Genomic DNA, 26,193 nt, shown 5'->3' with positions numbered 1-26,193 from the left:
TGCGACCGTACTCCCCAGGCGGATTGCTTAATGCGTTAGCTGCGTCACCGAGAAGCAAGCTTCCCGACAACTAGCAATCATCGTTTACGGCGTGGACTACCAGGGTATCTAATCCTGTTTGCTCCCCACGCTTTCGAGCCTCAGCGTCAGTAATGAGCCAGTATGTCGCCTTCGCCACTGGTGTTCTTCCGAATATCTACGAATTTCACCTCTACACTCGGAGTTCCACATACCTCTCTCACACTCAAGACACCCAGTATCAAAGGCAGTTCCGAAGTTAAGCTCCGGGATTTCACCTCTGACTTAAATGTCCGCCTACGCTCCCTTTACGCCCAGTAATTCCGAGCAACGCTAGCCCCCTTCGTATTACCGCGGCTGCTGGCACGAAGTTAGCCGGGGCTTCTTCTCCGGCTACAGTCATTATCTTCACCGGTGAAAGTATTTTACAATCCTAAGACCTTCATCATACACGCGGCATGGCTGCGTCAGGCTTTCGCCCATTGCGCAAGATTCCCCACTGCTGCCTCCCGTAGGAGTTTGGGCCGTGTCTCAGTCCCAATGTGGCTGGTCATCCTCTCAGACCAGCTACTGATCGTAGCCTTGGTGGGCCATTACCCCACCAACTAGCTAATCAGACGCGGGCCGCTCTAAAGGCGATAAATCTTTCCCCCGAAGGGCACATTCGGCATTACCACCCGTTTCCAGGAGCTATTCCGAACCTAAAGGCACGTTCCCACGTGTTACTCACCCGTCCGCCACTAACCCCGAAGGGTCCGTTCGACTTGCATGTGTTAGGCCTGCCGCCAGCGTTCGCTCTGAGCCAGGATCAAACTCTCAGGTTGAGTTGACTTCTGACCTAAGCAGATCGGACCGAAATCCGATTTGGCATTAGTTCTACGTATTATTGACGAGATCCCACGAACGCCTCTCCGAAGAGCGACGTCATGGTGTCTTTTCAAAAAGACCGCAGATGTCAGTGTCGATAGACAGTCCCGAAGGACTATCGCTAGGACACCGCCGCCTGCGTTTCTCTTTCCAGATCAACGATTTCAAAGACCGTAGAAGCCGGAGAACCGGCCCCACCGTTTAACGCCCGGTGACGGCGGAGGCGGCGATGTAGTCGCCTCGGTATTCCGTGTCAAGCGGTTATTCCGAAGAAGAACCTCTTTCCAGTAGTCCCGCCCGGAGGCGAGGGAGGCGCTGTTTAGCGTCTCATTTTTCCGCGTCAAGTGGTTCTTTTTAAAGAAGAACCCCTGTCTGCGAACCCGCCCCGGAGGGCGGCGGAGGCGGCTGTCTAGAGAGAGCCATTCTCCGTGTCAACCGGGCTTTTCAGCCATTTTGTGGAGATTGAAATCCGAAGACTTCAGGCCGCAAAAAACCGTCTGGAAAGCCCGAGAGGCTTGCCTCTGTTTCGTTACCGACGATTCGATTGGAGCGCGGAACCTAACCGAACACCCTTAAGGAAGCAACCCGCTTTCGCGACTTTCTTCCCGAGGAACCCTGGAGGCTTTCGTCTCCGTGGCCCCGGCGGCCGGCCCGTTTCCGAGCGAGGCGGCGATATACGCAGCGCCCGATTTGTCCGCAACCGGAATCCGTCGGATTCACGAACTTTCTCGCGGAGTCGCGGTCGCCGGACCGTGGCAGGAATTGGGCCTGCCCTACCCCGCAATATATGTACGCAGGGATTCCGCTTCCTGGGTGGCTTCCGCGATCTGGCATTTGACCACGTCGCCGATCGAGATCACGCCCGCCAGTCGCCCGTCGCGCAGCACCGGCAGGTGCCTGATACGGCGATCGGTCATGCGCCCCATCAGAATCGCCACCGTCTCGCCCGGGGCGGCGAAGACGACCTCGGCCGTCATATAGGCCGAGACCGGACGGGTCAGCGCCGCCTGGCCATCGCGGGCCACCGCCTTGACCACATCCCTTTCGGACAGCACCCCCACGACCTTGTCGGCGTCGCAGACCATCAGGGCCCCCACGCGCAACCGGTCCAGCTCGGAACAGGCGTCCGCCAACGGCAGATCTGGTCCGATGGCGTAGACGGCGTCGCCCTTGTCCTTGAGAATTTCGGCGACCAGCATCGCGGCTCCTTCCTCTCTATACAGAGCGCGGCCGCGGACGGCCCGCTTCAGGAATCAGCGTCGCGCAGTTCGGGCGGCGAATCAAATGGCGGGATCCGTTCTCCGAACAGCCGGGTCCAGGGTCCCACCAGAAGGGCGCCGGCCAGGAAGCCGCCGATATGCGCTTGCCAGCCGTATTCGCTGAAGGCGCTGCGCCCCAGAACGTCGGTGAACGCCGCGGCCGCATTGGCGACCAGCCAGACCCCACCGATCGCGAGCAGCAGCGGGCTGGTCAGCGGAGCCACCCCGCGCCGCCCGCCGGCCGTGCGCACGGCGGCGGCCAGAAGACCGGACACCGCCGCCGAAGAGCCGATCAGGACGTCATGGCTTTCCGGCGAGAAGGCCGCGAAGGCCAGCCCGCCCGCGGCGCCGCACAGGAAGAAGAAGGTCAGCAAGCCCAGAAAGCCGGTCAGGCCGGGCATGCGCCGCGCGAAGGGCGTCCCCAGGACCAGGGTCAGGGCCACCGCCAGCGCGGTCGCCGCCAGGCTCCCGTTCAGAAAGACATAGGTGAGCAGGCCGCTGCCGCCCCCGCTCCACAGCGCGCGCGGCGCCAGGCCCAGCCAGGCGGCGGCTGGCTCCGGCGACCCGCCGCCGTAGCCCAGCTGCGCGGCATAGGCGGCGGCGATCAGCAATCCCAGCGTCAAGGTCTGCCACGGGATGCGAAGAGCGGGCTCTGACGGACGGTCGGGCAGTGGAATTACTTTCGAATCGGATCGGCGAAATGGCGACCGACCGGCACTCTGGCAAGTGGTTCTTAATAACCATGACCCAGATTGGCACGAAGGGTCCTTGCCGGCCCGTAAACCATGTTTGCGTGGAGTCGCCCGCCATGACCGTTCAGATCAAGGTCCTGCCAGCCCTCGTTGTGGTCGCCGCCGCGATGCTCGCCCTGCCTGCCGTGGCCGCGGCGCAGTCCGCGGGATCGTCGGGCGCGGGCGCCTACCAGTCCGGCTACGGCGGCGCCCGCTACGCCACGGCTCGCTCCCAGACCGGGTCGACCCGGGACGCGAACGGCAACCGGCTGATCGTCGACGGCATCATCCAGGCCGGAGCCAGCGCCTATTCCAGCGCCACCGGCGGAGTGTCTTCCAGCTACTCCGGCGCGGGCGGGACCGGCGGCACGGCCATCGGCGGCTCCACCGCCATCGGCAACAGCCTGAATGTGGTGGTCCAGGGCAATCACAACACGGTCATCGTCAACTCCAGCCAGGTCAACAACGGCGACGTCACCGCCGGAACCAGCCTGAACGGCACATTGAGGCTTCCATGATCAGCGGCCAGACTGGTCGGCGCCTGAAGGTCGCTGCGGCCGCCTGCGCGGTCGCCGCCCTGCTGAGCGGCTGCATCTCCGCCTCGGCCGGGCCGCAGGGCTTGTACGCCACCCCCATCGGCGATGCGCCGGTGACGGCCAATCCGACCCCCTATTCCGCCGCCCTCTACTGCATGGCCGACTACGCCCGGCGGTATAACCTGCCCTCCCCGCGCATCGCCGTGGGCCGGATCGCCGACTATACCGGCACGGTCTCGGCGGACGGCGGCCGTCAGGTCACCGGCGGCGCGTCCCTGATGGCCATGACGGCCCTGGCCAAGTCCGGCGCGCGCATCACCGAACGCTACGACACCTCGGTCTCCGAGATGGAGCTGCGCTACGCCAACAATCGCCTGATCGGCGACGACGGTCCCGGCGGCGCGGACGACGTCCAGTACCGCCGTATCCTCGCAGGTTCGGTGCCCGGCACGGATTTCTACATCATCGGCGGCATCACCGAGGTGAACTACAACATCCGTTCAGGCGGCTTCGACATGGCGGCCGGCCAGGCGACCAGCCAGACGCCCCTGTCCGCAGCCTTCGCGGGCAAGTCCTATGTCATGAACATCGCCATCGACCTGCGGCTGGTCCAGACCACCTCGCTCGAGGTGGTCGATGTCGTCTCCTACCAGAAGCAGATCATCGGCCGTGAGATCTCGGCCGGGGTGTTCGACTTCCTTGACGGCAATGTCTTCGACATCTCGGCCGGCGAAGGCGGGCTTGAGCCGGTCCAGCTGGCGGTGCGCGCCCTGATCGAGCGGGCCACGGTCGAGTTCATGGCCAATCTTTACGGCGCGCCCGGTCCGGAGGTCTGCCTGTCCGCCGGCCCCGATCCGCTGGGCGGACCGGTCGGCCCCACCGGCGGCTTCTATCCGGCCTACCCCAACACGGAGACGAACAATGGCGAAACCCGCGCTGATCCGTCTCGCTGGCACGATCGCCGCGACGGTGCTGTGCGCCGCAGCCGCTACTGAGGCCGCCGCGCAGGACGGCACGATCGTCCTGAACCAACAGCTGCAGCTGGGCGACGTCCTCGCCGGCCAGACGCTGAACGTGGTCGATTCCCAGGACCAGGTGACGGTCGAGACCTCGGCCCAGGGCAACAGCGCCTCGGGCGCGGTCGAAAACGGCTCGATCACCGTCCAGTCCGATCAGGACATGAGAGGCAATGCCGTCGCCACGACGAACATCACCCTGGGCGGCGAGACCTGGGGCGCCGTCAACGCCGCCTCCCAGGCCGGTGGCAACTATCTGGCCGTCAGCGCCTACAACGCCGATCTGACCGTCGATGCGACCCAGTCCAACACGGGCGACGTGGTCAGCGCCACGACGGAGGTCGGCGACAGCGACGCCCGGCTGCATGGCGGCGTGGCGGTCAACGCCTCGGCCATTTCCAACACCGTCGCCCTCGCGGGTCAGGCCTCGGCCCTCCAGGGGACGATCGATCAGTCCTCCTCGGCCGTGGTCCGGTCGTTCGGCCGCGTCGAGAGCCAGTACATCCCCGCCACCGGCAGCGTGAACAGCGAGGCCATCGTCAACGCCGTCGCGGTGAACAGCAACGCGACCTCGGGCCAGGATCTGTCGATCGTCCAGCGCTCGACCGGCGACTTCGTCGAGGCAGAGGCCAGCGCGAACGCCGGCAACGCCTGGGACCTGGCCTCGCGCGCCCGCGCCTCCGGCAACCAGGCCGTGCTGTACAATGAGGGCGGCTCGGTGGTGACCGCCGTTGACCAGAACAACACCAGCTTCGTCCGCGCCTCCGCCCTGACCACCGCCTATGACTACGGCCGGGCCCAGGCCCAGGCCCGCGGCGTCGCCAATGAAGTGTCCGTCGGCAACAACGACATCTATGTCGAGATCGACAACACCCAGTTCAATTCCGGCGGGGTGGACGTCGTCGCGACCTTCTCGGGCACGAATGGCTATGACGTCGCGGTGGGCGCCGAGGCCGTGGGCAACAATGTCACCGGCTTCGCCTGCTCGGAATGCGAGGGGTATCTGGAAGCCCGCAACACCCAGACCAACTCGGGCGATGTGTCGGCGGTCGCCAATACAGCCGTCGCGGGCTCGAACCGCTCCGTCATCACCGGGGCCAATGCGGTCGGCAACGCCGCAAGCTTCTATGTTTCGAGCCCTTCACATTAAACTTCCGTAACTTGAGGGGCCCTGCGGGGTCATCGAAGGGTTGCGTGGGGCGTTGGCGGTCGGCGTATCGCGGTCCTTCCTGTTGTCCGGCGCGACCCCGATCCGGGACCCGCGCTTCCCGGAAAGAGACCGTCCATGCGTTCCGTTCGTCTGTTCCTGCTTGCCGCGGCTTCCGTCGCCGTCCTGACCACCGCCGCTCCAGCCCTCGCGCAGGCGCAGGTCCAGCCGTCGGATCCCTGGGCCCACGCCGCCAGCGACATTCCGGCCGACCCCGCCGCCCGGTTCGGCGTTCTGCCCAACGGCATGCAGTACGCGATCATGCGCAACGCCACCCCGCCCGGCCAGGCGTCCTTCCGCCTGCGCATCGACGCCGGCTCGCTGATGGAGAACGAGGACCAGCTGGGTCTGGCCCATTTCATGGAGCACATGGCCTTCAACGGAACGACCAACATCCCGGAGAACGAGCTGCTGCGCATCCTCGAACGCCGTGGCCTCAGGTTCGGCGCCGACACCAACGCCTACACCGGCTTCGACGAGACGGTGTACATCCTGGAGCTGCCGAACGCAGAGGACGGCACGGTCGACGACTCGCTGCGGATCATGCGGGAGCAGGTGTCCGAGGCGCTCATGGCCGCCGACGCCGTCGAGGCCGAGCGCAACGTCATCGTCGGCGAGGAGCGTCTTCGCAACACGCCGGGCCTGCGCAGCATCAAGGCCCAGCTGGGTCTGTTCGCGCCCGGACAACGCATTTCCAACCGCCTGCCGATCGGCGACCTGGACATTATCCGCACCGCGCCGCGCGACCGTTTCGTGGAGTTCTACCAGGGCTATTACCGCCCCGAGCGCGCGACCTTCATCGCCGTCGGCGATTTCGATGTCGACGCCATGGAAGCCAGGGTCCGCGCCGCGTTCGAAAGCTGGCGGCCGACCGGTCCGGCCGGCCCGGATCCTGACCTTGGCGTCGTCGCGCCCCGGGAGCCCGAGACCCGCATCCTGGTCGAGCCCGGAGTCCAGTCGTCCATCGAGCTGGCCTACATCCGCGCGCCCGACAGCGATCCGGACAGCGTGGCCGAACGGCATGATAATCTGGTCCGGTACCTTGGCGTGGCCGTCCTGAACCGCCGCCTCGGCGAACTCGCGCGCTCCGACAACCCGCCCTTCATCAATGCCTCGGGCGGCGAAGGCGAGCTGGCCGAAAGCTTCGCCTCGGCTTCGGTTTCGGCGCGGTTCAATCCCGGAGAATGGAAGCGGGCCCTTGAGTCGATCGAGCAGGAACAGCGCCGGCTGATCCAGTTCGGCATCTCGGAGGCCGAGCTGCAGCGCGAGATCACCGGCGGCCGTGCGGGGCTGGAGAACGCCGTCGCCGGCGCCGCGACCCGCAACACGCCCAACCTGGCCACGGCGCTGGTCGGGGCCGTGAACGGGCGGACCGTGTTCAACACCCCCCAGACGGCGCTCGAGATGTTCAACGCATCGGTCGAGGGGCTGACCGCCGCCGAGGTCAACCAGACCCTGCCCTCGGTCTTCGCGGGCGAGGGCCCCTTGGCCCTGGTGGTCACCCCCGTCGAAATCGAAGGCGGCGAGGCGGCGGTCACGGCCGCCCTGGAAGCCTCCCGCCTGGTTTCGGTCACGCCGCCGGCCGCACAGGCCGAACTGGAATGGCCCTACGCCGACTTCGGCGCACCCGGCGCGGTCCGCAGCCGGACCGAACTGTCGGCGGTCGGGGCCACGGTCGTCACCTTCGCCAACGGGGTGCGGCTGACCGTCAAGCCGACCGACTTCCGCGACGAACAGATCCTGATCAGCGTGCGCACCGGCATCGGCGAGCTGGGCCTGCCGGCCGACCGTATCGACCCCCAGGGCCTGGCGCCGCTGGTCTTCACCGCCGGCGGGCTCGTCCGGCTATCCGCCGATGAGATGAGCCGGGTCCTGAACGGCCGCATCTATTCCGCCGGCTTCGCGATCGAAGGCGACAGCTATGTCCTGTCGGGCGCGACCCGTCCCGAGGATCTTCAGCTTCAGACCCAGGTGCTGGCCGCCTATCTGACCGATCCAGGCCTGCGCGCCGCGCCGTTCGAGCAGATCAAGGCCTTCTTCCCGCAAATCATCGCCCAGCAGACGGCCACCCCGGGGGGTGCGTTCGGGCTCTACGCCTCGGAGCTGCTGGCCGACGGCGACAAGCGCGAAGCCTTGCCGACGGCGACCGAGATCGCCGGCTGGACCATTGAGGATATGGCCGCCGCGGTCACACGCGGCCTGTCGACCGGCCCGATCGACGTGGTCATGGTCGGGGATGTGACGGTCGACGACGCGATCGCCAGCATCGCCTCGACCTTCGCCGCCCTGCCCGCGCGCGGGCCGGACGCGACGCCTCTGGCCGGTTCGGATCAACGCCGCTTCCCCGCCCCCACGGCCGAACCCGTGCGCCTGACCCACAACGGGCCGGCCGAACAGGCTCTGGCCTATATCGCCTGGCCGACCACCGACGCTGTCGCCGACCGCACCGAAGCGCGCCGGATCAGCATCCTCTCCGCGGTGCTGAACCTGCGGGTCCTTGAGGAAATCCGTGAACGCCAGGCCCTGGCCTATGGTCCGGGCGTGGGCTCGAGCGCATCCGACGTCTTCCCCGGCTACGGCTCCATCGTGGTCCGGGGCGAGACGGCGGCCGACAAGCTGACCGCCTTCTACGCGGCCGTCGACGCCATCACCGCGAAGCTCCGCGACGAGCCGATCTCGGAGGACGAGCTGAACCGCGCGCGCCTCCCCGCGATCGAGGCCCTGCGCCGCAGCCAGGCCGGCAATGAATACTGGCTCGGCCAGCTCGGCGACGTCGCCTCCAGACCCGACGACATCGAACAGATCCTGACCCACGTCAGCGACCTTGAGGCGGTCACCCCTGCGGATATCCAGAGCATGTCCCGACAGTATCTGAAGGCCGACACGGCTTGGCGGGCCACGGTCATCTCGACCAACGCCGCCGCCGACTAGCAAAGAAAAGGCCCCGGTCCTTGCGGATCGGGGCCAGTTTGCTTCTCAGGATTGTCGACGGAGCCGACGGTCGCACCATGGGCCGCCGCGGCTGACCCGCGGCTGAACGCCGGTGTTCACTCGGCCGTCAGAATACCCGGCCGCCGACGCCGCCATCCAGGGTGATCACCGCGCCCTGAACGGCATAGCCAGCCTGTTCGACCACTTCCTCGCGGTACTCGGTGTAGGTTTCCTCGCGAACCCAGACCAGGATCTTCACCCCGGCGCCGTAGCGACGCAGCAGCGAACGCTCGTTGCATTCGCGTTCGGCGCGCTGGGGTTTGCATTCGATCTGGCCGCCGCGGCCGTGCCACAGCGCCTCGCCCTTGCGGCAATCCATCGTCTCGCCGTGACCGAAGTCGACGTCGCCCGTATACTCCGACCAGGAAATCTGCAGCCAGGTGCCGGCCAGGCAGCGGTACAACTCGCCCTCATAGCTGCTGTCGACATCACGGTCGGGCCGCACCTGCGAGGCTGGGTGCGGCACATTGCGGTCGTCGATGCAGAAGGCGCGGATGACCACCCGCTTCTCCCAACGCCGCCGGGCCTCATAGGGCACGCGAATGACCTGACGCACGAGAGCACCCTCGACGTTCAGGCCGCTGATCGTGGTGGGATAGGGCTGATCAACCGTCACATAGGCAGATCCGCCGCCGCCGACGTACACGCTTCCGCCGGCGCGCGCATTCAGGCCCGCCCGCGCTGCGGCGTTGGCGTTCGCATTGGCGTTGGCATTCACATTGACGTTGACGTTCAGATTTCCACCGCCGCCGCAGCACGGAGGCGGGGGCGGGGCCTCGCAGCACGGGGGCGGCGGGGGCGGCGGAGGCGGCGGTTCGCAGCACGGCGGCGGCGGCGGAGGGCACACGGGGCCGCACTGGGCCGCCGCCGTGTCCGCAAACGCCATCAGGGTGAAGAACCCTGCCAGCGCCGGCAGCCATGTCATGATCCGCACCCTCATGGGCCGACCTCCAGTTAAGTCTGTGCGGTCCGCGTCAGGCGCGGGCCGCTCCAGCCTGCATCTCAACCGCAAAAGCCTTTCATTTCCGTTGCCTTCCGCACCTTGCCCGCCAGGGCGCGGGCCTTGCGTCGTTTCGGTCAGAGGCCAGAGCGATGTTTCATCCTGACACGCAATTCCTGATCGACCACTGGACGGGTCTGTCCCGCCGGGGAGCCGTGCGCGCCGGGATTCCCGACCGCGCCGCCCTTGAGCCCGACGCCCTGGGCCTGCGTCTGCCGCGCGTCTTCATCGCAAAACGCGACGGCGATGACGCCGTCATCCGTCTGGCCGGGACCTGGATCGAGAGCTTCCACGGCGAACCGCTGAAGGATCGCGCCCTGTTGTCGGTGTGGCGCACCGCGTCCCGCCCCCTGGTGGCCGCGGCCATGACCCAGACGGTGCGCGAGGCCCGGCCCGTGGTGATCGCGGCCCTCGCCGGCGCCCTGTCGGCCCAGATCGAGATCGTTCTTGCGCCGCTGCGAGGGCCGTCGGGCGCCGTGGATCGGGTTCTCGGCCTCTACGCCCCCGTGGCCACGCTCAGCCTCGCCGCCGACGAACCCCGGCTGTTGACCGCCCGGGTCTCCATCGGCGTGGGCGAAGCCGCCCGCCCACTGCTGGCGCTCGCGGCCGTGGGCGGCCGTCGCATCGCCTGAACTTGCAACCTCAGGCCTTCAAGTCCCGCGCATACCGCTTCCAGTTCTGGACATAGTGGGCGGCCGAGGCCTTCAGGGCCTCGATCTGGCCCGGCTCCAGTTCCCGCACCACCTTGCCCGGCTGGCCCATGACCAGTGACCCATCGGGAATGACCTTCCCTTCGGTGATCAGGGTGTTGGCCCCGATCAGGCAGTTCTTCCCGATCTTCGCACGGCCCAGCACCACCGTGCCGATGCCGATCAGGGTGTTGTCGCCGATCTCGCAGCTGTGCAGCATCACCATATGCCCGACCGTCACCCCGTCGCCGATGGTCAGGGGTTCGCCGGGATCGGAATGCAGCACGCTGCCGTCCTGGATATTGGTGTCGCGGCCGATGGTGATCGGATCGTTGTCGCCCCGCACGACGGTGCCGAACCAGACGCTGGCGCCCGGTTTGAGAATCACGTCTCCTATGAGCGTTGCGTTCGGCGCCAGCCAGTATTCGCCCTCCGGCGGAAGCTGCGGTTTCTTGTCGCCGAGGCTGTAAACATTCATCAGAACACCGCCATTTCTCAACAAATCGAGGGCTTTAAGCTCTCGTAAACCACGTTAGGCTCATCATGTAGATGCGATTCGAGGCCGCCATTTCGGCCCCGGATTGGAAGCCGGATCAAGCCCGGTCCGGTCAGACCTCGGGGAATGTGCGTGGTGCGCTCGGTTCGGCGGATGATTCCGCTGGAAGTTGACCCTTCTTCCGACCCGGGCGGATGCGTCGCGTCCCCTGTCTCTCTCTTCCCTGTGTTCGTTCGAGGCGATGCTGTTCCGGCATCGCCTTTTTTCATGCCCTGGAGGCGTCCATGACCAAGCGTGCGGCCATCAAGCGTCAGACCCGCGAGACATCCCGTGAACACGGCGTGCTCGATTCCCGTCAGTTCATGGAGGACTCCAAGGTACGTCGGCTTCCAACCCACGCCGGCTGGTCGCCCTATCCATCCAACGACGACCGCGACCAGGCCTATCTGAAGACGCTCAAGCCCAAGTCGGAAGGCCAGGCCGAGCTGATGACCGCGATCGACAATCACAACCTTGTGCTGGCCCTGGGGCCGGCGGGGACCGGCAAGACCTACCTCGCCGTCGCCAAGGCCGTGGAAGCGCTCGAGGCCGGCAAGATCGGTCGCATCGTCCTGTCGCGCCCCGCCGTCGAGGCCGGTGAGTCGATCGGCTTCCTGCCCGGCGACATGGAGGACAAGCTGGCCCCCTATCTCCGGCCGCTCTACGACGCCCTGTCGGACCGGCTCAGCATGAAGCGGGTCAAGGCGTTGATGGCCGAGGGCCTGATCGAGATCGCTCCGATCGGCTATATGCGCGGCCGGACGCTCAACAACGCCTTCATCGTCGTCGACGAGGCCCAGAACTGCACCTACGTCCAGCTCAAGATGCTGCTGACCCGGCTGGGCTGGCATTCGACCATGGTGGTCACCGGCGACCCGCAGCAGTCGGACCTCCTGCCCGGCATCTCCGGCCTCACGGATGTCGCCCAGCGACTGGAGCCCGTGCCCGACATCGCCGTGGTGCGTCTGGCCGAACAGGACATCGTCCGCCATCCGCTGGTCGCCTCGATGATCGGCGTCCTCTGACGCCTTTCGACGTCTGACAGATCAGGCCGTCGCCGGATTCACGGCGGCGGCCTTTTCTTCGGCCAGCGCCAGGGCCTCGTCCGAGCCGCCCAACGGCGGCTTCGGCCGCGCCCCCATCCGGTCGATCAGGGCGAAGACGAACGGGTTCAGCGAGATCGAGAGCAGGGCCGCGGCGAGGATCAGGTCATGCGTCTCCTGCCGCATGCCGCCCAGCTGGACGCTCAGCGCCGCCAGGATGAACGAGAACTCGCCGATCTGGGCGAGGGCGGCGGCGACGGTCAGGCTGGTCGCCCTGTCCAGCTTGAAGGCCGTCGTGATCGCCAGCGCCGCGATCGACTTGCCGACGATGACGATCCCCAGCACCCCCAGCACCGCCAGCGGCTCGCGGATCAGGATGGACGGGTCGAACAGCATGCCGACCGAGACGAAGAACAGCACCGCGAAGGCGTCGCGCAGCGGCAGGGACCGCTCGGCCGCATTGTGCCCGAGCGGCGAGCTGTTCAGCACCAGGCCGGCCAGGAAGGCGCCCAGGGCGAAGGAATGGAACAGCTGGTAGGCGATCCAGGCGATGCCGAGGGCGATGGCCAGCACCCCGAGGGTGAAAAGCTCGCGCGATCGCGTGTGAGCGATCCGGATCAGCAGCCAGGGCAGCAGCCGGGGGCCGACGACCAGCATCACGCCGACGAAGCCGGCCACCTTCAACAGTGTCCAGCCGATCGACCGGGCCAGCGCCATCCCGTCCAGGGTCTCGCCTGGCTGGATGACCAGCAGCGGCAGGATGACCAGGGCGATGACAATCACCAGATCCTCAACGATCAACCAGCCCATGGCCAGTCGCCCGATCTGGCCCTTGACCTGTTTTCGGTCTTCCAGAGCCCGCAACAGCACCACGGTCGATGCGACCGACAGGGCGAACCCCGTGAGGGTCGCCTCCAGGTCGCTCATGCCCATCAGCCGGCCCAGCCCCCAGCCCAGCACCGTCGCCGCGGCGATCTGGAACAGGGCGCCCGGAATCGCGATCTTCCGCACCTTCATCAGATCGGCCAGCGAAAAATGCAGGCCCACGCCGAACATCAGCAGGATGACCCCGATCTCCGCCAGTTGCGGCGCCAGTTCGGCGTCGGCCACATAGCCGATCGTGTGCGGTCCGACGGCGATCCCGGCGACCAGATAACCGACCAGCGGCGACAGCCTCAGCCGGTTGGCCAGCATGCCGAACAGAAAGGCCAGAACGAAGCCGCCGACCAGGGTCAGAATCAGGCTGTCGGCATGCGGCATCGGCGCTCCTCGGATGTGGGCGGGGGAGTTGGCGTCGGAAGTGATCCTAGATGGGGCCTGGACCGGGTCCGGGCAAGCAAGCATGCGCCGCCGCGGCCCCGTGACACGATTGCCCCTTCGCGCGCGCGGCGGGGGCTGCTAACCGGACCCCCTTCACATTTCAGCGACCCGAATGAAAATCCCCCGCATCGCCTACGCCGCCTACGGCTTCGCCCTCGTCGTCATCGTCATCGACCAGCTGACCAAGGCCTGGATGATGGGCGGCCTAGACCTGCGCGAGCTGGGGCACATTCCGGTCTGGCCGCCGCTGTTCAACCTGACCTGGGTCGAGAACCGGGGCGTCAGCTTCGGCCTGTTCGGCGATGGCTCGGCGCGGTGGATGCTCACCGCCTTCCAGGTCGCCGTCGCCGGCATCCTGGGCTGGTGGGCGCTAAGGGCGGACCGTCGTCTGCTGATCTCCGCGATCGGCCTGGTCATGGGCGGCGCGCTCGGCAATGTGATCGACCGCATCCGCTTCGGCTATGTCGTCGATTTCCTCGACATCTCCGGCCCCCATTTCTACCTGCCGGGTTTCCTCCCGGGCTTCCTCGCCAACCTGAAGATCAACTTCCCGTGGATCTTCAACGTCGCCGACAGCGCCATCTGCGTCGGCGTCATCCTGCTGATCCTCGACAGCGTGCGAGCGGAGCAGGAAGCCAAGGTTGGCCTCGCCGCCGAAAAGTCGTAATCAGCCGCTTCCTGTAGGGTTTACGCGCGCGCCCGTTCCAGCGCCCCGCACCGAGATATCAAACATGCGTCTCCGTACCGCCGCCGTCCTGACCCTCACCACCTCGATGCTCGCGCTCGGCGCCTGTTCGAGCGTCCAGCAGGGCATCGGCCTGTCCAAGATCACGCCCGACGAATTCCTGACGGTGTCCACCGCCCCGCTGACCGTGCCGCCGGAGTATGGCCTGCGCCCGCCGGCGCCGGGCCAGCCGCGCCCGCAGGAGCTGGCCCCCGAATCCGCCGCCCGCCAGATTCTCCTCGGCCAGCGCCAGGCCGTGACCCGTTCGCCCGGCGAGCAGCAGCTGGTCGCCCAGGCCGGCGGCGACCGCGCCGACCCCCTTGCCCGCTATGTGGTGGACGACGAGTTCGGCGACCTGGCGCACAAGGAAGAGAGCTGGGCCAACCGCATCATGTTCTGGCGCCGCGACGACGCCGCGACCCAGGCCCCGACCTCGATCCAGACCGCCGACGGCGCCGTCAGCGTCGATGCCGCGAGCGAACACGCCCGCGTCCAGGCCCTGACCGGCGGTCGCACTGGCATCACCATCGCGCCGCGCCGCGACACCGGCTTCAAACTCCCCGGCCTCTAGGTCCGGGATCGATCTGTTGCGAGGGCCCGGCCGCGAAAGCGTCCGGGCCTTTTCATGTCCGGATCAGGCCTTGGCCGCGCCGGCTCTCAGGCCTCGCTCGGCCAAGGCCACGATGGCGACCCCGCCCATGGTCAGGGCCGCCCCGACCAGAATCTGCGGCGTGAGCACGTCGTCCATCAGCCCCCAGCCTATCAGGATGGAGACCACCGGCGTAGCCAGCAGATAGGGCGTTACCCGCCCCGCCTCGCGCTTCTGAACCAGCCAGAACACCAGGGTCGTCGCCAGCACCGACGACACCAGACCGGCCCAGACCACGCAGGCCCAGACCAGGGCGTCGGCGCGTTGGACCGCCTCCCACTGTCCCCGCTCGAAGACCGCCGAGGCGAAGGCCAGCGTCGGCAGGGCGACCAACGACAGCAGCCCCTGCATCTTCAGCGGCGGGATCGAGGTCGTCCGCCGTGCGATCACCGTGGTCAGGCCCCAGGCCGCGGCCGCCCCGATGCCGACCAAGATGGCCTTCCAGTCGGCGAGGGCGTGGGCGTCCATCGTCATCCAGACCACGCCGAGGAAGGCCACGCCCATGCCCGCCAGGGCGAAACGCGACAGTCGCTCGCCGAGCAGCAGGAAGGCGAACAGGGCCGTGAACGGCACCCACAGCTGCGCCGCCACGGAGACCGGGCTGACGTCCTGGGCCAGCCAGAAGGCGAGATAGATCAGGCCATAGTGGATCGGGCCGCCGAGGCCGACGATGATCAGCAGGCTTTTCCAATTGGGAAACGGCGGCCGCACGAACGGAATCAGACAGGCCGCGGCGATGGCGAATCGCAGGGCGCCGGTCAGCAGCGGCGGGAGGGTTTCCGTGGCCTGTTTCGCGGCGGCGTTATTGACGCCCCAGATCACCACAATGGCGATGATGGCGAGGATCTCGACCGGAGAGAGCGGGCTGTGCGGCTTGTCGGGAGTGGTCACCCACCCGGCTTAGCCCGGGTGGTCGCCGCGCGCGAGCGCGCGCGGCGACACTTTGCATTTCGGAATGTGGCCGACCGATCCGCCTAGAACGGAATGTCGTCGTTCAGGTCGTAGCTTTCCTTGGGGCCGCTGGGCTTGTTGGCCCCGCCGGTCGAGAAGCCCGAGGAATAGTCGTCGTCGCCCCCGCGCGGGGCCCCGCCGCCGGCGCTGTCACTGCGCCCGCCCAGCATGGTCAGCTCGCCGCGGAATTTCTGCAGCACGATCTCGGTGGTGTATTTCTCAACGCCGGCCTGCTCGTATTTCCGGGTCTGCAGCGAGCCCTCGATGTAAACGGTCGAGCCCTTCTTCAGATAGTTCTCGGCCACCTTGACGATGTTCTCGTTGAAGATGACCACCCGGTGCCACTCGGTCTTTTCCTTGCGCTCGCCGGTGGCCTTGTCGCGCCACTGTTCCGACGTGGCGAGGGACAGGTTGGCCACCCGTTCGCCCGAGTTGAGGGTGCGGATCTCCGGGTCCTTGCCCAGGTTGCCGACCAGAATGACCTTGTTGACGCTGCCCGCCATCGCCGAGCTCCTTCTTCGTTCTGGCCCGTCGCGCTTCGCGCTGTTCGGAGCCGATTGCCTGTTGTCCGGGCCTAGCGCGCTTTCGGCCCCTGCGGGTCCGGTTTGTCGCCGCCATCCACAGGAACGCGTTGTTCCACGTTTGTTCTAATCCGTCTAGGGCGCCGGAGGCGCCGTCGGATCCGGCTCGGGGTTGGATGATACGGCGATCGGGGTGCCGTCGATGGCCCGCTGGATCGCCCCCGGCATGGCCAGACGACCGTCGCCGGTTCGGGCCATGGCGTTGAACCGTCCGCCGGTCAGGCTCTTCGAAAGCCACACGCCCCCGCGGTCGATGAAGATGAACTGGCCCTGGTAGGAGCCGATGATCTCCTGACGGTTGCCGCCCAGGCGCAGGAACCGCAGCCGCACCTCTTCCAGCCGCGCGGCGCAGAACTCGATCTGCGGCTGGTTGTCCGCGACCTTGTTGAAGCGCGGAGCCTCGCCCTCGGCGCCGACCTCGACCGCATAGCAGACGCCCTGGTCGAACGGAGCCTCGATGGATTTCTCGCAGGCCGCGAGCGCCAGCGCGCCGGCGCCCAGAACCGCAATGACCGTGAACCTCATCAGCGTAGCCCCGGGAAGCGGCAACTGCGATCCTGCTCGGCGAGGGTGCGGAATCGGCTGTTGTCCGATGATTGCTCCACCCGGCGGGGCACGAGCCTGAGGGTCAGGTCGCCCCAGCGGCCATACAAGGCCTCGCCCGGCCGCACGCAGGTGCCGGAATACAGGGCCTGAACGCAGGCGTTCAGGCCCATGTTCGACGACAGGGACCGCCAGTCCGATCCGGTGTGGCGCAGGCAGGCGGCGCCGGCGGCGGCGGGCGGGGCCGAGGGCTCGACCGGCTGCTGGTCGACCAGCGGCGGCAACTCCGCCTCGGTCAGCTCGACGGGGGGCGCGCTGGGCGGCGGGGCGAAGGCGGCGGTCGGCGCCGCGGCCAGGGCGCCGGTCTCGTCAATGCCGACATCTAGGGCGTCGGTGGCCAGCCCGTTGCGCCGCGCGCAGTCGGTCAGCGTCGCCATGCCGATGAACTGGCCATCGACGAAACAGCGCAGCTCGCGCGTGGTGTTCAGTTCGGGCGCATCGGCGACATCGACGGTCAGCCCCCCTTGCGCCGCCGGCGGCGGAGCCGGATCCCGGTCACGGCCGCCGCTGACGACCAGGGCGATCACCACGGCCGCGACGACCGCGAGGCCGGCGCCGATGGCGATGAGAAGACGATTGTCCTGGGGCATGAAGGGCTCGCGCGGAAGAAGGCTCCAATAACCCTGCCCGGGGCTTCGACGTCAACGATCTTCGTCTGTGGAACCTATCCGCCGAGGCGGGCGAGCGCGGCCTGGTAGTTGGCCAGCTGCGCCGTCAGGTAGGCGGGGGCCGTGCCGGTGATGACCGGCGTCCTGGCCGCCGGCGACAGGGCGCGGTAAGCGTCGCGGATGGCCTTCATGGCGGCCGTCAGCACATCGGTCGTCGACTTGATCGCGTCGGTTCCGGCGACCGACAGGGTCGAAGGCAGATTCAGCGCAAAGACCTTGAGATCGTCGGCGCCGGCCTTCGGTGCGACAATCCCCGGGGACAGGCCAAGCCCCGCCAGGGCGTCGCGACCGGACTCGCCGCTGGACAGCACCGCTCCCTCACGTCCGGACCGGGGCGTGATCGACAGACGCTGCAAACGACCCCCGGACAGAAGCGCGGTCTCACCGGGCTTCAGCGGATCCACCACGACTGTGACGGTCAACTGGCCGAAGGACGCCTGTTCGATCTTTCGGGCGAGCGTCTGGAGCGTGTCCCTCGCGTCGATGGTCACGGCTCTGGCCCGACTTCCGTCAGCGGGCGACACGTAAAACCGGTCGCCCGGCCGCAGGGCCGTCACGTCCGTCAGATTCTTGGAGTCGCCGGTTGAAACCAGACCTTGGGGCAGGCCGAGGCGATCCAACACGCTGGCGCCCCCGCTGGCGACGGCGAGGCTCATGGGCGACGCCTGCTGCCCGGCCCCGGGCCAAGTCCGGGTCCACTCGATCACCCCGGTCAGCGGATCGAGCCGGGTGAGATAACCCTCCCTCGGATCCTCCTCCCCCGCGTCCGTCGGCCGATCGGCGAGGCCTGTGAGCCAGACCTTGCCGTCGTGCACCTTGACGTCCGCGACGCTGTCGTCGCCGACGCCCCCGACATAGGTCAGCCGGTCGGCCGCGCTGACCGACAGGTCTGCTTCCAGGGCGGCGACCCAGGCATCGGCGCCGCCCGAATGGGCGGTATTCACCGCACTGATGTCCAGCGTCGGATTGCGCGTCGTTCCGCTCAGAATCACCCGGCCGCCCGAAACGGCGATCCCGGTCACATCGCCGTTGGCGGCCCCCAGATCCCGCGTCGCCGCGAGCGCCGGAACCCCGCCGTCGCCCGGCGTGTAGTGGCGCACCACCACGCGACCGTCCTCGACCCCGGCGGTGTAGATCGACGAACCCTCGACCGTCATCGCCTTGACGCTGTCGTCGCCGGCCGTTCCGAACTGGTTGATCGAGGTCGCGGCCGCCGTGAACGGCGCCAGACTGTGGGTCTGGGTCGCCGTAAATCCCTGGAGGTAGCCGTCCCAGCCGCCAAGGGCGGTGGCGGCCGGCATGGACGATTTCGAACGGCCGGCGACATAGACCACACCGTCGGCGCCGAAGGCGACGCTCGTGGCCTCGTCCGCCGCCCGGGCGCCGCGCCGCTGCGTCCACAACGCCTCGCCGGCTCCGTCGAAGACGGTGACGAAGCTGTCCGACAACGCGGGGTCAGTCACCTTCGCGCCCGGCTCGAGGGCGCCCGTCACCGAACCGGCCACGGCGACGCGCCCGTCCGCGGCGATCGCTATGGCGTAGCCGCTGGCCTGATCCGCGGCGCCGAGCATCCGGGTCGCCACAAGGCGGCCGGATGTGTCGAACTTCATCAGGGCGACGTCGCGCTCGCCCTTGATCGGCTGCTCTCCGGGCGCGGCCTCAATGTCGGCGACCATCCACAGCGAGCCGTCCGCCGCGACCGCACTGGCCCGAACGGCTTCAACCCCCTTGGGCAGGGCCGTCTGGGCGGCGCGCCCGGCCACCCAGCCGGTTTGTCCGCCGGGTTGCGTGGGCTCCGGCGCGGACCCTCCGTCGCTCTGGAATTTCAACAGCTCGGCACGGCCGTCGGCGCCCGCCGCCTGGACGACATAGACGGCGTCCGATTTCGCCGCCGCATCGAACCGCACCGTCTCCACGTTTGTGCCCTGGATCACCAGCGCCCACTGATCCGCCCTCGCCGGCAGCGTGACGGTCTTTGTCCCGACCTTGATGGTGCGGGGTTCGCCGGTGACATTTTCCCGGCTGAACCGGGTTGCGACCTCCGCAGCCTCCAGCTTGCCATTGATATGGGCGATGACGTTGTCGAGCGTGCGGGTCTCCGCTCCCATATCGGCCAGATCGATCGAGACGAGCTTGTCTCCATTGATGGTCGAGATGGTGATGTCGAACGCAACGTCGCCCGCGAACTTGTCCGCCGCCGACGTCAGCGAGCCCTCATGAACCGCTCCGGTGACGATCCGCGTCGCGTCCCTGGCCACGGCCGCGGACGTCTTGGCTGTCGTGGTCGAAACGCCCTGGATCATGCGCAAGTCGGCGAATTCGGACGTTCGCAGGTAGTCGCTGACCTCCGTCAGGCCCGCATCAAACCGCTTGCGGATCAGGGCCGCCTCACTGGTTCCAACGCCCCGGTCGTCGGCACGGGACGCCAGGGCTGAAAGGGAACTGAGCCCCTGATAGAGGGCGAACAGTTTCCGGTAGTCGGAAGAGGCTCCGGCGACATCGAGTTGGGCGGCGGATTCGTTGATCAACCGGCGGCCAGAAAGCGCGGCGCGAACGACGGCGCTGGCTTCGGAAGCCGTGGCGTCCTTGACCCAGGGTGCGGTCGGCTGGGCTTTGCGGGTCGTCACGCTCGAAGAGGCGCTCGCGAGCGCGGACATCGTGTCCGACGACGCGCCATACAGTCCCAGTAGATAGCTGTTGTTGATCACAGACGGCTCCCGCCGGCCACTGTGAAGGGCCAACCGTAACGGGCCCTTAACGTCAGGCTGCGGAGCGACTTTGAACGCGACTCAGGGAACAATGATCTGACGCGCCCGTTTACGGCGCGCCGGATGAGGAGGACGCTGTGAAGACCGCCTTCGTCAATGCCTTGATATCACTGCTTTCGCTGTACGGATTTGGGAGAAGCGGCACCCGGCGACGGCCCGCCGCCATCCAGATCGGCCCCGCCGGCGTCCGCCGTCCGGCCTAGGTCCGGAACAGCGACAGGATCATCTGCGGCGCCTGGTTGGCGATCGACAGGGCCTGCACCCCGAGCTGCTGCTGCACTTGCAGCGCCTGAAGGCGCGCGCTTTCCTTCGCCAGATCGGCATCGACCAGCTTGCCGATGCCGGTCTCAAGCGAATCCATCAGCTTGGTGACAAAGGTGTTGTGGGTCTCGATCTGCTTGGCTTGCGCGCCCAGTGACGCCATGGCGGTGTTGACCGTCGCAAGGGCCAGATCGATGGCCGCGAGCGCCGTCGTCGCATCGGCCTCCGTCAGCAGATCCTCGGTATCGAGACCGAGACCCGCCTCGGTCAGATCCTGGGGGTCGATGGTGATGGTGTCGACCGCGTCCACATTGGCGAGGAAGGCCAGCGGCGCCGCCTCGGAGTTGTCCAGCAGGTTCACGCCGTCGAAAGACGCGCTGTCGGCGAACTGCTGCACCGAACGCACCAGGCTCTGGAAATCGTCGTTGTAGGCGGCCCGCGACTCGGGGGTCTGGGACGGATCGGAGGCAGCGACAGCTTTCTGGCGCATCTGGATTATCAGGTCGGAAATCGACTCGCCGGCCGCCAGGGTCACGTCCGCCAGCGAGGTGGCGCGGTCCAGGCTGGTCTTGACCGCCTCGAGCGCGCCGAGATCGGCCCGCTGGTTCTGGGCGATGGCCCAGATCGCAGAGTTGTCCTTGGCGCCCTCAACCTTCAGCCCGGTGCTGATCCGGTTCTGCGTCGCCGCCATCCGATCATTGATCTGATTGAGGTTTTGCAGCGCGACGAGCGCGGAGGCGTTGGAGTGGACGCTATTGGACATGGCTCTCGCCCCTGGATTGGTACCGGCACAACCTATTCAGCGAGTCGTGAGCGTATGGTTAACGCATTATGTCCGGGCGCGCTGTCGCGGCCCGGCGTCAGTCAGGATGGAACGGCCTCTCAGACGGTGGTGTTGATCACCGCGCCCGCGCCGTAGTCGTCACTCTGCCTCAGCTTGAGGACTTCTTCGCTCGGCAGTTGACGGACGACTTCCCCGGTTTCCCGGTCCAGGGTCTTGTAGACGAAGGACCCCGAGCGGGGGCCCTGTTCGATCACCAGTCGGTAGCGGGCCTGGCGTTCTGCGTCTGCGGCGGCTCTGGAATTGGCTTCGTCGTCAGCTCCGGACGGGAGCGATTTGTCGGCTGTGACAGCCGGGATCGCCCTTATGGTTGCATCTGCATTCATCTCCTGAACGCCGGCGACTAGACCGGCGTCTCCCGGTTACGTGCGCGCGGAAAGAGAGGCGGAGCCGCGTGCGGCTCCGCCTCCTTCCCTGTTTTTTTAACGGAACAGGCCGAGCAGGATGGAGCTCGACTGGTTGGCGATCGACAGCGCCTGCACGCCGAGCTGCTGCTTGGTCTGCAGAGCCGTCAGGCGGGCGCTTTCCTTGGCCAGGTCGGCGTCGACGAGGTTGCCGATGCCGGCTTCCAGGGCGTCCTGGAGCTTGTCGTTGAAGGCCAGCGAACGCTCCGTCGACTTGGACGAGGTGCCGAGGGTCTGCAGCGCGCCAATCGCGGCCGTCATGGCCGTGTCGACTTCCAGTGCGGTCGGGGTAGCGGCGAAGGTCATGGTCAGGGACGCCAGGGCGTCCGTGCCATCGAACACCGCCGCCGCCTTGGCCGCCGCAACTTCGGCTTTCAGGGCGTTGAGGTCGGCATCGCGGGCGGTGCTGACCGGACCGGCAGCGAGTTCCTTCATCTGACGCAGGGCGTCCATGATGGTGTCGCCGGCAGCCAGACCCACGTCGTTCACGGACTGGGTCCGCTGCAGCGTGTTGCGGGTGGTGTTGAGCACCTGCATGTTGGCTTTCTGGTTCTGGGCGGTGGCCCAGATCGCGCCATTGTCCTTGGCCGACGAAACCTTCTGGCCGGTGTTCACGCGGTTTTGCGTGACAGCCAGATCGCGGCTCGTCTGGTTCAGGTTCTGCAGCGCAACGAGAGCGCCGACGTTCGTGTTGATGCTGTTAGCCATGGGATAGTCCTTTTGTCTTCGACATTTCCGACGCCATTTTGGCTGCCGGGAGCATTCTGCTCAGGGATTGGCGAAACGGACGGAGCCGCGAGCGGCCCCGTCCCCTTCCCCGGTATTAGCGGAACAGGCCGAGCAGGATGGAGCTCGACTGGTTGGCGATCGACAGCGCCTGCACGCCGAGCTGCTGCTTGGTCTGCAGAGCCGTCAGGCGGGCGCTTTCCTTGGCCAGGTCGGCGTCGACGAGGTTGCCGATACCGGCTTCCAGGGCGTCCTGGAGCTTGTCGTTGAATGCCAGCGAACGCTCGGTCGACTTGGACGAAGTGCCGAGGGTCTGCAGGGCGGAGATCGCCGAGGCGAGATCGGCGTTGATCTCGCCAGCGGTCGGCGCGGCGCTGATGGTCAGCGTCAGGCCGCTAAGCGCGTCAGTGCCGTCAAACGAGGCCGCGGCCTTGGCGGCGACGACTTCCGTTCTCAGGGCGGCCAGATCGGCATCGCGAGCCGTGCTTGCCGGACCGGCGGCGAGTTCCTTCATCTGACGCAGGGCGTCCATGATGGTGTCGCCGGCCGCCAGACCCACGTCATTGATCGACTGGGTCCGCTGCAGCGTGTTGCGGGTGGTGTTGAGCACCTGCATGTTGGCTTTTTGGTTTTGGGCGGTGGCCCAGATGGCCCCGTTGTCCTTGGCCGACGAAACCTTCTGGCCGGTGTTCACGCGGTTTTGCGTGACGGCGAGTTCGCGGCTCGTCTGGTTCAGGTTCTGCAGCGCAACGAGAGCGCCGACATTCGTGTTGATGCTGTTAGCCATTTTGGCTGTCCTTTTTTGTCTTCGACATGTCCGACGCCGTTTTGGCTGCCGGGAGCATTCTGCCCGCATGGGAACAAGCAAGGACGGAGCCACCCGCCCCTGCCCCATGCCAGACCGGCGACCGTTGATTTTGTTACGTTAGTTCTTGTTCATCACGTTGCTCACCCGGCAGACTTTGCCGGGCTTCAGGCAGAACTTGCCGGGTTGTCGGCAGGTTGTGCCGGATGCCGCATCAGTCTGCGGGTCTGCGGTTGTCCCGGTTCAGCTTCGCGGCGGCCGTCCCGCATACCGCGCAAGGCCGTCGCCCGGAGCCGCATCAGGCCGGGACTCTGCCCTCGCGTTGCCGCTCGCCCGATTGTCGCCTGGCCCGTTCACCCAGGCTGAGGCCACACCACCATAGGCAAAGGGCCCCGCGAGAGGGGCCCTTTGTTTTGGTCACCAGATTGAAAGCTGGACGAAGATCCAGCCAGTGAGGCGAGACTGCTGGCGCCCCGCCTCTGTCCCGGCGCTCTTAGCGGAACAGGCCGAGCAGGATGGAGCCCGACTGGTTGGCGATCGACAGCGCCTGCACGCCCAGTTGCTGCTTGGTCTGCAGAGCCGTCAGGCGGGCGCTTTCCTTGGCCAGGTCGGCGTCGACCAGATTGCCGATGCCCGATTCCAGGGCGTCCTGGAGCTTGTCGTTGAAAGTCAGCGACCGCTCCGTCGACTTGGCCGAGGTGCCGAGCGTCTGAAGGGCGCCGATAGCGGCCGTCATGGCCGTATCGATTTCAAGTGCGGTCGGGGTAGCGACGAAGGTCATCGTCAGGGACGCCAGGGCGTCCGTGCCGTCGAACACCGCCGCCGCCTTGGCCGCGGCCACTTCGGCTTTCAGGGCGTTGAGGTCGGCATCGCGGGCGGTGCTGACCGGACCGGCAGCGAGTTCCTTCATCTGACGCAGGGCGTCCATGATGGTGTCGCCGGCGGCCAGACCCACGTCGTTCACGGACTGGGTCCGCTGCAACGCATTTCGCGTCGCGTTCAGCACCTGCATGTTGGCTTTTTGGTTCTGGGCGATGGCCCAGATCGCGCCATTGTCCTTGGCGGAACCGACCTTCAGGCCGGTGCTGACGCGGTCCTGCGTGACCTTCAGGTCGCGGCCCGTCGCGTTCAGGTTTTGCAGCGCAACCATGGCGCCGACGTTCGTATTGATGCTGTTAGCCATTTTGGCTGTCCTTTGTCTTCGACATGTCTGACGCCATTTTGGCGGTCAGGAGCGTTCTGCTCGGGATTTCACTGAGCAAGGACGAAGCCACGGGCCAGTCGCTCCCTCATGCGCACAGACCATTGATTTTACTGCGTTTTCGTCCGCCTGACATCCCGACTCTCTGGGCAGAACATGCCGGGCCGGGCAGGTCTTGCCGGGTGGTCGGCAGCTCGTGCCGGTCCGAGCCTTGAGACCTCGCGAAGCCTACCAGGGCCAGATCGCCGCTCGGCGCGGGGCCGGGTTCTCGCGGCGCCACTGATCCTGCAACGCGCGCTCGGCCAGCAGGGTGTCGACCGCCAGCGCCCGGGCTCCTTCGCAGGCGATCAGGCGAACGCCTCGCTCGATATAGGCGATCTCAAGATCCGCCTGGGTCGGCGCCTCCGGCAGCCGTTCCAGCACGCAGGGCGTCGTCGCCGCCCGGGGAAGGGTCAGGCGCGGCGGCTCCACAGACAACGGGGGCGAGGCGGCACAGCTCGCGGTCATGCCCAGCAAGGCGAGCGGCGCGATCGGGATCCAGCGGGGTTTCGGCGTCATGGGCGCTCCTGGCCAGTGTTGCGGCGCGCGCGGTCGACCGTTCGACCGCGACAGTCTGTTGGTGAATCTCGTCAAGGCGGCGCGCCTGATCCACGGCCGCCCCGACCTCGAGACGCCGCGCCACGGCGTCCGCGCCTGCGGCTGCGGCCCGGGCTTCGGTCGACTGCAACCGACGGCCGGCGAGATCGAGCGGGTCCCACCGGAAGCCCAGGCCGTGCAGGCCTGTCAGGACAGCCGCCACAACCGCCATCACGACCAGCGTCCAGCCCAGCGCAGTCAGGGTCCGCGGAAGCGGCGGCGCCCTCACGGGAACACCCGCCGGTCCAGCTCGAAATGGGGACCATCCCTCAGACGGGTCCAGTCGCCGCCCCAGACGATCGCTGTCCCCTGACGCGCCGCAGCGGCCTTGAATGCCGCCGCGATCTGCGGATACAGCGGCCAGTCCCACCGCACCTGACCCTCGACCAGCGCCGCGACATCGACGGCGTGCCCGGTCAGGTGGCGCGACCGCAACGTCCGGCTCGCCCCCGCCTTGACCAGCGCCGCCTGCCGTTGCGGGGTGCGCAAGCCCTCGGTGACCATGAAATCCACGGGACTCAGAGCCGCCGACTCCTTGACCAGGGCGACCAGCCGCGGGTGAACCCCCTCGAGCCGCTTCATCGACCGCTCGGACAAACGAAAGCTCATGGCCGGCCCTCTCCGCCCGGTCCGGACCGAAGCATCGCCAGCGTCGCGATCAGCTGTTGGGCCGTCGGCGCCACCAGATAGAGGACCAGGATCAGCGCCAGCAGCGCCATCAGCCCCTGCGCCAGCCGCGGCGCGGCTTCCGCCGGCGTCAGGGCGATCAGCCGGTCGAGCAACAGCCAGGCGCCGCCGCTGGTCGCGAACACATACAGCCTGCGCCACAGCCAGCGGCCTTCCGCCAGCACCGGCGAGGTTGATGGCGAGGAAAGCGACGGGGCGGTCATCGGTCATCCTCCGGGTCATCGAGAGCGCCGTCGCCGCGGCGCCAGCCGGGGCTGGCATGGGCGAACAGGTCGGCGTCGGTCAGGCGACGGGGACAGTCCCAGACCTCCTCATCCAGCACCCACGGGTCGGCGCGATCATCGGCAAGGCTCATGGCGCGGCTCATCCGACCGCCACCAGCCAGACGACGCCGGGCGCGCCAGCGCCGCCGACTCCGCCCGCCGACACCCCCGCTCCGCCGCCGCCGCCTCCGCCGCCTGCGGATCCGCCCGCCG

At 67.3% G+C, this 26,193-nt stretch carries 27 protein-coding genes and 1 rRNA gene (1 of these 28 only partly in view); 8 read left to right on the top strand and 20 right to left on the bottom strand.

The window, feature by feature from the left end; all coding sequences use genetic code 11:
- From B2742_RS07810 to B2742_RS07800, 3 genes are all read right to left on the bottom strand, one after another.
- Positions 1-842: ribosomal RNA gene (locus B2742_RS07810) — 16S ribosomal RNA — on the bottom strand; it reaches 649 nt to the left of the window's first position.
- A gap of 816 nt (positions 843-1,658) precedes the next feature.
- A complete protein-coding gene (locus tag B2742_RS07805) occupies positions 1,659-2,084 on the bottom strand; it encodes a CBS domain-containing protein (protein WP_292064794.1) in 426 nt (141 codons plus the stop codon).
- A 47-nt stretch (positions 2,085-2,131) separates the two neighbouring features.
- Entirely contained in the window at positions 2,132-2,755 is a 624-nt protein-coding gene (locus B2742_RS07800) for a rhomboid family intramembrane serine protease (RefSeq protein WP_292064792.1), read from the bottom strand.
- A gap of 197 nt (positions 2,756-2,952) precedes the next feature.
- Here B2742_RS07800 and hfaA point away from each other — a divergent pair, with 197 nt between their 5' ends.
- The 4 genes from hfaA to B2742_RS07780 all read left to right on the top strand — a co-directional run bounded on the left by hfaA (position 2,953) and on the right by B2742_RS07780 (position 8,565).
- Positions 2,953-3,393: a holdfast anchoring protein HfaA gene (gene hfaA, locus B2742_RS07795; protein WP_292064789.1), complete on the top strand. Its 441-nt coding sequence runs from the start codon at positions 2,953-2,955 to the stop codon at positions 3,391-3,393.
- On the top strand, positions 3,390-4,406 hold the full coding sequence (hfaB, locus tag B2742_RS07790) for a holdfast anchoring protein HfaB (protein WP_292064785.1): 1,017 nt from the start codon (positions 3,390-3,392) through the stop codon (positions 4,404-4,406). Before hfaA ends, hfaB begins: the two co-directional genes overlap by 4 nt.
- On the top strand, positions 4,333-5,577 hold the full coding sequence (gene hfaD, locus B2742_RS07785) for a holdfast anchor protein HfaD (RefSeq protein ID WP_292064783.1): 1,245 nt from the start codon (positions 4,333-4,335) through the stop codon (positions 5,575-5,577). Before hfaB ends, hfaD begins: the two co-directional genes overlap by 74 nt.
- Before the next feature lie 135 nt (positions 5,578-5,712).
- Positions 5,713-8,565 (top strand): M16 family metallopeptidase, encoded by a 2,853-nt coding sequence (locus tag B2742_RS07780; RefSeq protein ID WP_292064779.1) that lies wholly within the window; start codon positions 5,713-5,715, stop codon positions 8,563-8,565.
- A gap of 127 nt (positions 8,566-8,692) precedes the next feature.
- Here the strand turns inward: B2742_RS07780 and B2742_RS07775 are convergent, their stop codons facing one another.
- On the bottom strand, positions 8,693-9,343 hold the full coding sequence (locus tag B2742_RS07775; protein WP_292064776.1) for a hypothetical protein: 651 nt from the start codon (positions 9,341-9,343) through the stop codon (positions 8,693-8,695).
- Positions 9,344-9,717: 374 nt separating this feature from the next.
- Between B2742_RS07775 and B2742_RS07770 the strand changes: the two genes are divergently transcribed.
- Positions 9,718-10,257, top strand: coding sequence for a PAS domain-containing protein (locus tag B2742_RS07770; protein WP_292064774.1), 540 nt, complete (start codon positions 9,718-9,720; stop codon positions 10,255-10,257).
- A gap of 10 nt (positions 10,258-10,267) precedes the next feature.
- Here B2742_RS07770 and B2742_RS07765 read toward each other — a convergent pair whose 3' ends face one another.
- Positions 10,268-10,792, bottom strand: coding sequence for a gamma carbonic anhydrase family protein (locus B2742_RS07765; protein ID WP_292064772.1), 525 nt, complete (start codon positions 10,790-10,792; stop codon positions 10,268-10,270).
- Between the two features lie 290 nt (positions 10,793-11,082).
- On the opposite strand from B2742_RS07765, the gene B2742_RS07760 reads away from it, so the two are divergent.
- Positions 11,083-11,874 carry a PhoH family protein gene (locus B2742_RS07760; protein WP_292064796.1) on the top strand — a complete coding sequence of 264 codons (792 nt, stop codon included), beginning with the start codon at positions 11,083-11,085 and terminating at the stop codon, positions 11,872-11,874.
- A gap of 21 nt (positions 11,875-11,895) precedes the next feature.
- Here the strand turns inward: B2742_RS07760 and B2742_RS07755 are convergent, their stop codons facing one another.
- Positions 11,896-13,152: a cation:proton antiporter gene (locus B2742_RS07755; RefSeq protein ID WP_292064770.1), complete on the bottom strand. Its 1,257-nt coding sequence runs from the start codon at positions 13,150-13,152 to the stop codon at positions 11,896-11,898.
- A 172-nt stretch (positions 13,153-13,324) separates the two neighbouring features.
- On the opposite strand from B2742_RS07755, the gene lspA reads away from it, so the two are divergent.
- Complete coding sequence (lspA, locus tag B2742_RS07750; protein WP_292064769.1) at positions 13,325-13,879, top strand: signal peptidase II; 555 nt, start codon at positions 13,325-13,327, stop codon at positions 13,877-13,879.
- Positions 13,880-13,943: 64 nt separating this feature from the next.
- Positions 13,944-14,507, top strand: coding sequence for a DUF3035 domain-containing protein (locus tag B2742_RS07745; protein ID WP_292064767.1), 564 nt, complete (start codon positions 13,944-13,946; stop codon positions 14,505-14,507).
- A 63-nt stretch (positions 14,508-14,570) separates the two neighbouring features.
- On the opposite strand, the gene B2742_RS07740 is transcribed toward B2742_RS07745, so the two are convergent.
- The 14 genes from B2742_RS07740 to B2742_RS07675 form a co-directional block, all read right to left on the bottom strand.
- Entirely contained in the window at positions 14,571-15,476 is a 906-nt protein-coding gene (locus B2742_RS07740) for a DMT family transporter (protein ID WP_292064765.1), read from the bottom strand.
- A gap of 83 nt (positions 15,477-15,559) precedes the next feature.
- Entirely contained in the window at positions 15,560-16,039 is a 480-nt protein-coding gene (gene ssb / locus B2742_RS07735) for a single-stranded DNA-binding protein (RefSeq protein WP_292064763.1), read from the bottom strand.
- Positions 16,040-16,192: 153 nt separating this feature from the next.
- The gene (locus B2742_RS07730; protein WP_292064761.1) at positions 16,193-16,642 is read right to left on the bottom strand and encodes a hypothetical protein; all 450 of its coding nucleotides are present in this window, start codon (positions 16,640-16,642) and stop codon (positions 16,193-16,195) included.
- Complete coding sequence (locus tag B2742_RS07725) at positions 16,642-17,310, bottom strand: hypothetical protein (RefSeq protein ID WP_292064759.1); 669 nt, start codon at positions 17,308-17,310, stop codon at positions 16,642-16,644. The genes B2742_RS07730 and B2742_RS07725 overlap by 1 nt, the downstream gene beginning before the upstream one ends.
- A 74-nt stretch (positions 17,311-17,384) precedes the next feature.
- Positions 17,385-20,015 carry a transcriptional regulator gene (locus B2742_RS07720; protein WP_292064757.1) on the bottom strand — a complete coding sequence of 877 codons (2,631 nt, stop codon included), beginning with the start codon at positions 20,013-20,015 and terminating at the stop codon, positions 17,385-17,387.
- A 340-nt stretch (positions 20,016-20,355) separates the two neighbouring features.
- Positions 20,356-21,180: a flagellin gene (locus B2742_RS07715; RefSeq protein WP_292064755.1), complete on the bottom strand. Its 825-nt coding sequence runs from the start codon at positions 21,178-21,180 to the stop codon at positions 20,356-20,358.
- Positions 21,181-21,299: 119 nt separating this feature from the next.
- On the bottom strand, positions 21,300-21,455 hold the full coding sequence (locus B2742_RS07710; RefSeq protein ID WP_292064753.1) for a flagellar protein FlaG: 156 nt from the start codon (positions 21,453-21,455) through the stop codon (positions 21,300-21,302).
- 225 nt (positions 21,456-21,680) lie between these two features.
- Positions 21,681-22,370 (bottom strand): flagellin, encoded by a 690-nt coding sequence (locus tag B2742_RS07705; RefSeq protein ID WP_292064751.1) that lies wholly within the window; start codon positions 22,368-22,370, stop codon positions 21,681-21,683.
- 115 nt (positions 22,371-22,485) lie between these two features.
- Entirely contained in the window at positions 22,486-23,175 is a 690-nt protein-coding gene (locus B2742_RS07700) for a flagellin (RefSeq protein ID WP_292064749.1), read from the bottom strand.
- A 511-nt stretch (positions 23,176-23,686) separates the two neighbouring features.
- Positions 23,687-24,376 carry a flagellin gene (locus B2742_RS07695; protein WP_292064747.1) on the bottom strand — a complete coding sequence of 230 codons (690 nt, stop codon included), beginning with the start codon at positions 24,374-24,376 and terminating at the stop codon, positions 23,687-23,689.
- 246 nt (positions 24,377-24,622) lie between these two features.
- Positions 24,623-24,952 (bottom strand): hypothetical protein, encoded by a 330-nt coding sequence (locus B2742_RS07690; protein ID WP_292064745.1) that lies wholly within the window; start codon positions 24,950-24,952, stop codon positions 24,623-24,625.
- A gap of 303 nt (positions 24,953-25,255) precedes the next feature.
- Complete coding sequence (locus B2742_RS07685; protein WP_292064743.1) at positions 25,256-25,639, bottom strand: M15 family metallopeptidase; 384 nt, start codon at positions 25,637-25,639, stop codon at positions 25,256-25,258.
- The gene (locus B2742_RS07680; protein WP_292064742.1) at positions 25,636-25,920 is read right to left on the bottom strand and encodes a hypothetical protein; all 285 of its coding nucleotides are present in this window, start codon (positions 25,918-25,920) and stop codon (positions 25,636-25,638) included. Before B2742_RS07680 ends, B2742_RS07685 begins: the two co-directional genes overlap by 4 nt.
- Positions 25,917-26,072, bottom strand: coding sequence for a hypothetical protein (locus B2742_RS07675; RefSeq protein WP_292064740.1), 156 nt, complete (start codon positions 26,070-26,072; stop codon positions 25,917-25,919). The genes B2742_RS07680 and B2742_RS07675 overlap by 4 nt, the downstream gene beginning before the upstream one ends.
- Positions 26,073-26,193: the final 121 nt, after the last annotated feature.

Source organism: Brevundimonas sp. UBA7664 (genome assembly GCF_002483305.1).
Lineage (GTDB): Bacteria > Pseudomonadota > Alphaproteobacteria > Caulobacterales > Caulobacteraceae > Brevundimonas.
Note: the sequence above shows the minus strand (reverse complement) of the source record. Positions and strands in the feature narration are given on the sequence as shown.